Source organism: Ligilactobacillus hohenheimensis (genome assembly GCF_947381805.1).
Classification (GTDB): Bacteria; Bacillota; Bacilli; order Lactobacillales; family Lactobacillaceae; genus Ligilactobacillus; species Ligilactobacillus hohenheimensis.
Map to the genome: position 1 here is coordinate 1 of NZ_CANCXC010000007.1, position 8,882 is coordinate 8,882.

Consider the following 8,882-nt stretch of genomic DNA (forward strand, 5'->3'; position numbering starts at 1 on the left):
AATGGAGGATTAGCTCAGCTGGGAGAGCATCTGCCCTACAAGCAGGAGGTCACAGGTTCGAGCCCTGTATCCTCCATTCTCTTTATTGAGTCGTTAGCTCAGTTGGTAGAGCATTGGACTTTTAATCCAAGGGTCGACAGTTCGAGCCTGTCACGACTCATTTGATAGCTCATGCGGGTGTGGCGGAATTGGCAGACGCGCTAGATTTAGGTTCTAGTGTCTTATGACGTGGGGGTTCAAATCCCTTCACCCGTATTAAGGATATTAATTACCCTGGTTATGCGGAAATAGTTCAGAGGTAGAACATCACCTTGCCATGGTGGGGGTCGCGGGTTCGAATCCCGTTTTCCGCTTCGGGTTTGCGAAGGCAGGCTCATAATTGGATAGCATGCGGAAATAGTTCAGAGGTAGAACATCACCTTGCCATGGTGGGGGTCGCGGGTTCGAATCCCGTTTTCCGCTTATGCCGGGGTGGCGGAATTGGCAGACGCACGGGACTTAAAATCCCGCGGTAAGTGATTACCGTACCGGTTCGATCCCGGTCCTCGGCACCATGCACCCATAGCGCAACTGGATAGAGTGTCTGACTACGAATCAGAAGGTTGTAGGTTCGACTCCTACTGGGTGCATTCCGGGATTGTGTAATCCTGGTAGCCGTATTATAATTAAACTCGTTATCGGGAAATAGCTCAGTTTGGTAGAGCATCACGTTCGGGACGTGGGGGTCGCAGGTTCAAATCCTGTTTTCCCGACTAGTTGCTGGTGAAAGGCCAGCTTTTATTTTAGTCACTTTTTAACTAAAGCAATTTATAATAAAGGGGAGATATTATGATGAATAGAAAATGGAAGATTGCGGGGATAATTGGAGGAATTTTACTTTTTAGCGGGATGGGTTATGAAACTGTTCACGCCCAAACACTAACCGGGAAGCAAGCGCAGCAGGAAATTGATACGTTTATTAGTACGGCGCGTCAGGATAAGAGCGGGGTTGTTGATTTCCGGGCGGTCAATGCTCAGCAGAAAAAGGGCGGTTCCAAGGAAAGCTCGAAGGACCGCGGGACAATTAAGTATGCTGGCGATAATACCGAAAACATCCACGGATACACGCAACGGGATGGAAAAGTAATGGAAATGAACGTCTTTACTAATGGCCATGATGTGTTTGCCCAGCAGCCGAACCAGCGGTTTATTCCTAATAATGATGCCCTGGACGAGGTTCACAAACTCTATGACAACTACAAGATCAATTCGCTGCAGTTGCAAATGCTTGATGCCCTTAAAAAGTACGCAACGGTTAACCGCCACGGGAATACCGAAACGATTACCGTTCGGCTAACAAAGAAGAACAATGCGGCCATTCAAAAAATTATGTGGGCCGGCATGGAGAAGGGGAAAACCAAACAGTTAATCATCAAGTATACGGTGGATGTTCATACCCACCAACCGTTAACGTGCTACTGGAAAACGCAAAACTACGAGACTAAGGGTGATATGGCTAACACGATGACCTGGACAACCGCACACGATAAATTTAGTAACCAGAATAAGCAGGGGAGTATCCCAATGCCTGCTGCGGACCAGATTGATAGCAACGATCAAAGCAGTAATTAGGGAAAGCGATAAGTTACAGGCTTTAAAAAACACCGTAATGGAAGGAAGGCATCAATTTTGATGCGAAGTTACTTTCCGTTACGGTGTTTTTGCGAATTCAAGAGAGCGGTCTTTGCCGGAACTAGAATGATCCGGTTTAACCGTGGAGAACGTACTTCTCGATTGCCTGGGCAACCCCGTCATGGTTGTTATCAGCGGTGATTGCCTGGGCCACCGCCTTTACCTGGGAATTGGCGTTGCCCATTGCGACCCCCAATCCCGCCTGGGCAATCATCGTGAGGTCGTTGTTTTCGTCGCCGAGGGTCATCACTTCAGCGGGCGTAATCCCGAGACGGTGTGCCAGGGCCATCACGGCATTGCCCTTGGTTGCCTGCTTATTGAGAAGTTCATAGAAAAACCGTTCGCTCCGGACGCAGTAAAAGTGGTCCGTAATGGTGGCGGGAAGTTGGCGGGTCACCGCGTCAATTTTAGCGGGGGCGTCCGCCATCATGTACTTCGCAATCTGGATGTCAGCGGGAAGCTGCTCCAGGGGAACAACGTGCAGGTGCATCCGCGTGTGGTACGTGTCAGAAACCGTGTAGTAGCCGACATCTGGTTGGTGAACGTACACGTTCGAATCCAGGGTCACCATGTGCATGTTAACCCCCACCCGGGTAAAGTAGGGCACGAGCTGCCGGTACTCGCTCAGCGGGATGGTGCTGGCAAGGAGCTGCTCTCCCGTGGCCCGCTGTACCTGGGCACCGTTGAGGGTGATTACGTAGTCAGCGTTTGTCGTCAGGCCAAGTTGTTTTAATAGGGGAAGCACCCCGGTGAGCGGCCGTCCCGTACACAGGACGACGTGAACGCCCTGTTCCTTGGCGGCCTGAATTGCCGCAATGGTTCGGGCGGTGAGCTTTTTATCGGATGTTAACAGCGTGTTATCAATGTCAGTTGCAATTAGTTTAATCGCCATTGGGATGGCCCCCCTGGTTGATAATTTGGTCGTTGTGGATGTACCGGTTAAATTCGGCGTAAACCGGCGCAAAAATTTCGGTTTGGGCGGTCTGGGCAAACATTTCCTTTGGGAAGAAGAAGCGCTCGTCGCCCTGCACCTTTCCCGTAATGGCGGCGACGAGGCTGCTAATCCGGGAGAGTTCGATATGACTCCCGTCCTTCTGGATCAGCTCAATCTGCGTCCGGGGTTTCTTCGCGTGCGGGTCGTACGCATCATACGGCAGGTCGTAACTGTCGTTGGTTGCCGTGTAGTAGTCAGCGTCAAAGCCAGCATCAGCCACAAGCCGCTGCAGCTTGGGAACCAGTTTCTTCGTTGCGGGGGTGACCTGAACCGACTTAAACGGGTGCCGGTCTAGGAAACGGGTGGCCAGGTCACTCAGGATTTTATCCGGGTGGGTCCGCCACCGGGCAAAGCAGGTGTTGAGTACCCCGTCATCGAGCTGAAGGTAATCGTCCAGGGTGGCGTGGTGTTCAAAGAACGGCGCTAAGAAGCTAGCTGTCAGTTCATCGGTGAGTTGGCCGGTTTCAAAGAGCCTTTGCGCCCGCATCAGGAGGTGATCAAGGATGACCTCCATGGCACGAGAAACGGGGTGGAAGTACACCTGCTGGTACATCTGGAACCGGCTGACGATGTAGTCCTCCACGGCGTGCATCCCGTGAATCTGGAAGCTCACGCCGTTTTTATCAGGGCGCATTACCCGCAGAATCCGCGTAAGGTCAAACGTCCCGTAGTTTGCCCCAGTATAGTACGAATCGCGCAGCAGGTAGTCCATCCGGTCCGCGTCAATCTGGCTGGAAATAATCTGTACCACCTGTTGGTTGGGGTATTTTTTAGCGATCACACTGGCGACCTGCGCGGGGAAATCCGGATTGACCCGCCGGAGGACCCGGTTAACCTCCGTCTCCGGACTCGTAATAATCGCCCGGGTCATGGCTTCGTGGTCGGTGTGGAAAATGTGCTCGAAGGTGTGCGAGTAGGCCCCGTGGCCCACGTCGTGCAGGAGGGCGGCACACAGCGTCACCAGCCGCTCGTGATCGTCCCACCCCGTAGGCCCCACCGTCTGCCGGGGATATTTCCGGGCAAAGAGGTCACAGATCTGCCGGGCAATTTCATAAACCCCCACCGAATGGGTAAACCGGGTGTGCTCGGCTCCGTGGAAGGTCAGGCTGGTGGTTCCCAGTTGCTTAATCCGCCGGAGTCGCTGAAACTCCCGGGTATTAATCAGGTCAAGGATCACCCGGTGCTGAATGTAGATGTAGTTATGAATCGGGTCACGGAGGACCTTTTCAACGGGAAGTAATTCGGCGATGATCACCGCGCTCCTTTCTCAAAACGAAATTTGCCTTCATTATATCATTCCGTTTCCGGGAGTTGGTTGCTTTCGGGGAAACGGGTATAATAGCAATTAACGAATTGAAACGAGGAAGTGAGGACGATGGCAGAACGCGGAATTCCGGTTAACATTCACATTGAAACCCGGCACTGGCAGGACGGGGAGCGGGATGATTTGACCCAGGACGTTACCGGGCACTACGTTCAGATGGGCGACACCCTTTACCTGCGGTACGACGAGCAGCTTGACAACCAGCCCCCGGCAGTGGTGACGATGCGGATTAAGGCGGACGGGACGGTCCGGTTGAGCCGTAACCACGAGGAACTCCAGATGAAGCTGTTCTTTGCGGCTAATCAGCGGGTGGAAGCCACGTACCGGACCCCGTACGGGTTAATTCCGATTGATACTGAGACAACGAACCTTAACGTGGCGGTTAACCGCACCCCTCTGATGGGAACGGTGGCGATTGACTACCGGTTATACACGGACGGCCAACCGCTGGGAAAATACCAGATTAGATTGCATTTCAATGCCTAACATTGTAAGATATGAAGTAGACTGCAGAAAGGACGTGTACCAGAGTGGAGTTGAAAAAATTCGCAGGCGCTGATAAGAGCGAACTGTCACTGATTGAAGTGGCACACGAAATTTTAAAAGAGAACGGTGAGCCGATGGCGTTCGCGGACTTGACGAACGCCATGCAGGACTACCTGGAGAAGAGCGATCAGGAAATCCGGAATCGCCTGCCGCAGTTTTATGCGGACTTGAACATTGACGGGGGTTTTATTTCCCTCGGCGAAAACATGTGGGGGCTCCGGTCGTGGTACCCATACGATTCGATTGATGAGGCCCTGGTGCACGGCGAAGATGAGGATGCACCGGCCAAGAAGCGGCCGCAGGTTAATGCCCTTGCCAACAGCACGGATGAGGATGACGACGTGGTGGCCTTTAACGGTTCTGCTGATTTAAACAAGGCCTTTGCCACGAACGTCACGGATTACGATGAGGACGACGAGGAAAACCAGGAAGTTGACGATGGCCTCGAGGACGGGATCGAAGGCCAGCTGTCAGCGGTTGACCCTGATGACGAATAATTACTTGACGTGTTCGGGTAACTTATGTAGAATAATTTTCGGGCTCTCCGTGGGATTCCACGGGGCTGATGAACGGATTGCTCCCTATTCATTAGTGAATAGGGAGTTTGTTTATTTTTATTTCCCCAAATAAGACGAAGGAGCGGAAGAATGACTAAATATATTTTTGTTACTGGTGGCGTGGTCTCCTCCCTGGGAAAGGGGATTGTAGCGGCTTCCTTGGGGCGGCTGCTTAAGAACCGGGGATTAAAAATTACGGTGCAGAAGTTTGACCCGTACGTCAACGTCGATCCCGGAACGATGAGCCCGTACCAGCACGGGGAAGTTTTTGTGACGGACGACGGAACGGAAACGGACTTGGACCTCGGCCACTACGAACGGTTTATTGACGTTCGGTTAAACAAGTACTCTAACGTCACAACGGGGAAGATTTATTCGGAAGTTTTGGATAAGGAACGGCGTGGGGGCTACCTGGGCGCCACCGTTCAGGTTATTCCGCACGTCACGGACATGATTAAGGAAAAAATCATGCGGGCTGCTAAGGTGACGGACGCCGACGTTGTCATTACTGAAATTGGGGGGACGGTCGGTGATATTGAGTCCCTGCCGTTCTTAGAAGCACTCCGGCAAATGAAGTCAGAAGTCGGCGCGGATAACGTTGTGTACATTCACACGACGCTGGTTCCGTACCTGCGGGCTGCCGGGGAAATGAAGACCAAGCCAACGCAACACAGCGTTAAGGAACTCCGGAGTCTGGGGATTCAACCGAATATCCTGGTTGTTCGGACGGAGAAGCCGATTTCCCAGTCAATGCGGAATAAGATTTCGAACTTCTGTGACGTTGAACCAGAGGCGGTCATTGAATCAATGGACGTGGATACGCTCTACCAAATTCCGCTGAACCTGCAGGCCCAAAACCTGGACCAGATTGTGTGTGACAAACTGGGACTGGATGTTCCGGCTGCCGACATGACCGAATGGCAGGCTCTGTGCGACCGTGTGCGGCACCTGCAGGGGAACGTGAAGATTGCCCTGGTCGGGAAGTACGTTGAGTTGCAGGATGCCTACATTTCTGTTAACGAAGCGCTCCGGCATGCGGGGTACGCCATCGATCGGAAGGTCACCATTGACTACATTAATGCCGAAGAAATTACGGCGGAAAACGTTGCGTCCCAGCTGAAGGGCTACGACGGCGTAATCGTTCCGGGCGGATACGGCGACCGGGGGCTTGAAGGGATGATTCAGGCAATCCGCTACGTGCGGGAAAACGACATTCCGTACCTCGGGGTGTGCCTGGGAATGCAGATGGCCAGCATCGAGTTTGCCCGTGACGTGTGTGGGATTGAAGACGCCCACACGGCGGAGGTTTACCCGGACTGCAAGAACAAGATTATTGACCTGATGGCGGACCAAAACGGCATTGAGGATAAGGGGGGCACCCAGCGGTTAGGCGCATACCCGTGCAAGCTGAAGCCGGGCACGGTCGCAGCGGCGGCTTACAACAACGAAGAGGTTATTCAGGAACGGCACCGGCACCGCTATGAATTTAATAACGAATACCGGAAGATCATGCAGGAGCACGGACTGGTCTTCTCGGGAACGTCACCGGACAACCGGCTAGTGGAAGTAATTGAGATTCCAAGCAAGCGGTTCTTCGTTGCTTCCCAGTACCACCCGGAGTTCCTCTCCCGGCCACAGCGCCCGGAAGGACTGTTTGCGGCCTTTGTTAAGGCGGCGGCTGGCAAATAGGTAATTTAATATCCAACGGTAAAAAAATATGCTATGCTGATAGCAGACATATGTGGCAGGAGGCAACCAGATGGATATGAACAAATTGGCAAAGGCCATCATTGAATACGAGGACCAGCACCACTGGACGGATGCTGACTTCGCACTGGCAAGCCACCTTCCGGTTGAGAAGGTGCACTCCTTGAAGATGGGGCGCGGGGAACCGACGCCGGATGAGGTCAAGAGTGCGCAGGCTGTTTTGCGGAAGAAGTAGTGTGAGGTAATCCGGGGGTTCCCCGGATTATTTTTTACGTTAAAAAAGTTAACGATTTGTAAACGAATTTAGCTTTCCTTTAATTTTTTCTTAACGATTTTTAATTTTGAAAACTTATGATGTGCCTTGTTTGAAAGGAGGGAAAAGCATGAAACGATTACGACACGGATGGGCCGTGTTAATGGCAGGACTGCTGCTGGTGGGAATGCTCATTCAGGTAAGGGGGAGCGTGGTAGCCAGCTCCGTTAGTGTTACCGGGCTTGGCGCCGCCGATGCGACGGTGACGGATTCGTCCGGGAAGGATGTCACGCACAACACGGAGTTGGACCGGTATTCCACCTACTCGGTGAAGTACCACTTTACCATTGCGAACGGCACGTCGGTTAACAGCGGGGATACCACGACGTTTACCCTGCCGACCAACGTGTTGGTAGTGAATAACCAAACGTGTAACGTGTACGACCAGAACGGGACCGTCGCGGGGACGGCCACGATTGCTGCGGGTTCCCGGACCGGGACGATTACGTTTAACGATGATCTGCACGGAAAGTTTAACCGTCACGGAACCCTGACGGTGGGAGTAATGGGAACGGTTGACCATAACGTTCCTACCAAACCAAGCCAGGGTGGCGGCACGGTGTCCCCGGTTGATACTGCTCCGACCATTAATAAGGTGGGGTGGTATGACCAGAATAATAAGAACATCATTCACTGGGACGTAGTGATTAACATGGATAACGTTCAGTTGATTGGACCGGTTGTGACCGATAACCTTGGCCCCGGAATGGAAATTATTCCAAGTAGCGTGGTTGTTCAGCAGGGCCACTACCGGAACGGCCAGTTCATCAACGACGGGAGCATTCCGCCGGCAGACGTGATGATTGGGGATAAGCAGTTAACGGTGAACGTTCCCGGGACGTACCGGGCCATAAACATCGCCTACGAAACGCGGATTACTGATCCCGACCAGGCGAGCTATACCAACACTGCTCAGGTCACCGCGGCGAACATGTCCCAGACGGGGGTAAACTCGGCAACGCTTCCGGGTAACCTGCACGGGAACGTGGTCTTCGACGAGGGGACCCTCACAGTTACGAAGGTGGATGCCCAAACCGGAAAGAAGTTGGCGGGCGCTGGGTTTACGCTGTACGCCCCGGGCGGAGGAGTCGTTGCAACGGGGAAGACCGGTGCTGACGGGACGGTTTCGTTTGATAAGCTAAACGCCGGGCATTACTACCTGGAAGAAACCACGGCCCCGGCGGGTTATACACTGAATACGCAGCCCACTGAGGTGGTAATCCCGGATAATAAGCAGGCGGTGAACCTGACAGTGCGGGATACCAAGCAGGCGGCGGCTTCCTCAAGTTCGAGTGTATCATCGAGTTCAAACGCGTCATCAAGTGTGCGGACGCCGGTAAGTTCAAGTGCATCGGTCAATCAGCCCGTTATGTCAATGACCCCCGCCGCGGAACAGGGGAGTTCTTCCCGTGCGGGTTCCTCGCGGAGTGTCCAGACTAAGGGGAATAGTCGGGTTACCAGCCGTTCTGCCCGGACGGTTGAGGAACGGACTAATGGCCGCACGGAAGTGGCCAAGCGGACGACCAGCGCAAAGAACGCGCACCGTGCTGGGTTACCGGACACCGGGGACCAGGCAATGCCGGTTTTAATTGTGATTGGAATGGTTGTTCTGGCAGGTGCTGGGATGATTGCTATCCGGCGGCGGTAGTATAAAACTAATAAAAATAACTCGTTAGGGAGATTGTGATGGAAGTGAAGTGCAAGACAAAAGTTAGACAAGATTAAATTATCAAGCTACTAAGGCGTGATTTCGGTATTCAACCGGAGTCA

At 53.0% G+C, this 8,882-nt stretch carries 8 protein-coding genes and 8 tRNA genes; 14 read left to right on the forward strand and 2 right to left on the reverse strand.

Annotated elements, in window-relative coordinates; all coding sequences use genetic code 11:
• The first annotated feature begins 3 nt into the window (after positions 1-3).
• From QOR60_RS06650 to QOR60_RS06690, 9 genes are all read left to right on the forward strand, one after another.
• A tRNA-Val gene (locus QOR60_RS06650) sits at positions 4-76 on the forward strand.
• Between the two features lie 11 nt (positions 77-87).
• Positions 88-160: transfer RNA gene (locus QOR60_RS06655), tRNA-Lys, on the forward strand.
• A gap of 13 nt (positions 161-173) precedes the next feature.
• A tRNA-Leu gene (locus QOR60_RS06660) sits at positions 174-255 on the forward strand.
• Positions 256-281: 26 nt separating this feature from the next.
• Positions 282-353, forward strand: a tRNA-Gly gene (locus tag QOR60_RS06665).
• 37 nt (positions 354-390) lie between these two features.
• Positions 391-462: transfer RNA gene (locus QOR60_RS06670), tRNA-Gly, on the forward strand.
• A 3-nt stretch (positions 463-465) separates the two neighbouring features.
• Positions 466-554: transfer RNA gene (locus QOR60_RS06675), tRNA-Leu, on the forward strand.
• A 1-nt stretch (position 555) separates the two neighbouring features.
• Positions 556-629: transfer RNA gene (locus QOR60_RS06680), tRNA-Arg, on the forward strand.
• A 49-nt stretch (positions 630-678) separates the two neighbouring features.
• Positions 679-752, forward strand: a tRNA-Pro gene (locus QOR60_RS06685).
• A gap of 79 nt (positions 753-831) precedes the next feature.
• Positions 832-1,611: a hypothetical protein gene (locus QOR60_RS06690; RefSeq protein WP_283582593.1), complete on the forward strand. Its 780-nt coding sequence runs from the start codon at positions 832-834 to the stop codon at positions 1,609-1,611.
• A gap of 136 nt (positions 1,612-1,747) precedes the next feature.
• Here the strand turns inward: QOR60_RS06690 and QOR60_RS06695 are convergent, their stop codons facing one another.
• Together QOR60_RS06695 and QOR60_RS06700 are read right to left on the reverse strand one after the other, a co-directional pair.
• The gene (locus QOR60_RS06695) at positions 1,748-2,563 is read right to left on the reverse strand and encodes a Cof-type HAD-IIB family hydrolase (protein ID WP_283582594.1); all 816 of its coding nucleotides are present in this window, start codon (positions 2,561-2,563) and stop codon (positions 1,748-1,750) included.
• Positions 2,553-3,920, reverse strand: a complete 1,368-nt coding sequence (locus QOR60_RS06700) for an HD domain-containing protein (protein ID WP_408612554.1) — start codon at positions 3,918-3,920, stop codon at positions 2,553-2,555. Before QOR60_RS06700 ends, QOR60_RS06695 begins: the two co-directional genes overlap by 11 nt.
• Before the next feature lie 120 nt (positions 3,921-4,040).
• Here QOR60_RS06700 and QOR60_RS06705 point away from each other — a divergent pair, with 120 nt between their 5' ends.
• From QOR60_RS06705 to QOR60_RS06725, 5 genes are all read left to right on the forward strand, one after another.
• Positions 4,041-4,475, forward strand: coding sequence for a DUF1934 domain-containing protein (locus QOR60_RS06705; protein ID WP_283582595.1), 435 nt, complete (start codon positions 4,041-4,043; stop codon positions 4,473-4,475).
• A 44-nt stretch (positions 4,476-4,519) separates the two neighbouring features.
• On the forward strand, positions 4,520-5,032 hold the full coding sequence (gene rpoE / locus QOR60_RS06710; RefSeq protein WP_283582596.1) for a DNA-directed RNA polymerase subunit delta: 513 nt from the start codon (positions 4,520-4,522) through the stop codon (positions 5,030-5,032).
• A 150-nt stretch (positions 5,033-5,182) separates the two neighbouring features.
• Positions 5,183-6,781 (forward strand): CTP synthase, encoded by a 1,599-nt coding sequence (locus QOR60_RS06715; RefSeq protein ID WP_283582597.1) that lies wholly within the window; start codon positions 5,183-5,185, stop codon positions 6,779-6,781.
• A 70-nt stretch (positions 6,782-6,851) separates the two neighbouring features.
• Positions 6,852-7,034, forward strand: coding sequence for an LBP_cg2779 family protein (locus QOR60_RS06720; RefSeq protein WP_408612555.1), 183 nt, complete (start codon positions 6,852-6,854; stop codon positions 7,032-7,034).
• 148 nt (positions 7,035-7,182) lie between these two features.
• Complete coding sequence (locus QOR60_RS06725) at positions 7,183-8,760, forward strand: SpaA isopeptide-forming pilin-related protein (protein WP_283582598.1); 1,578 nt, start codon at positions 7,183-7,185, stop codon at positions 8,758-8,760.
• Positions 8,761-8,882 lie beyond the last annotated feature (122 nt).

Bases quoted from the DNA above. Each gene is read 5' to 3' on its own strand.
- QOR60_RS06690 (WP_283582593.1), top strand. From the start codon at position 832: ATGAATAGAAAATGGAAGATTGCGGGGATAATTGGAGGAATTTTACTT.
- QOR60_RS06695 (WP_283582594.1), bottom strand. From the start codon at position 2,563: ATGGCGATTAAACTAATTGCAACTGACATTGATAACACGCTGTTAACA.
- QOR60_RS06705 (WP_283582595.1), top strand. From the start codon at position 4,041: ATGGCAGAACGCGGAATTCCGGTTAACATTCACATTGAAACCCGGCAC.
- QOR60_RS06715 (WP_283582597.1), top strand. From the start codon at position 5,183: ATGACTAAATATATTTTTGTTACTGGTGGCGTGGTCTCCTCCCTGGGA.
- QOR60_RS06720 (WP_408612555.1), top strand. From the start codon at position 6,852: ATGGATATGAACAAATTGGCAAAGGCCATCATTGAATACGAGGACCAG.
- QOR60_RS06725 (WP_283582598.1), top strand. From the start codon at position 7,183: ATGAAACGATTACGACACGGATGGGCCGTGTTAATGGCAGGACTGCTG.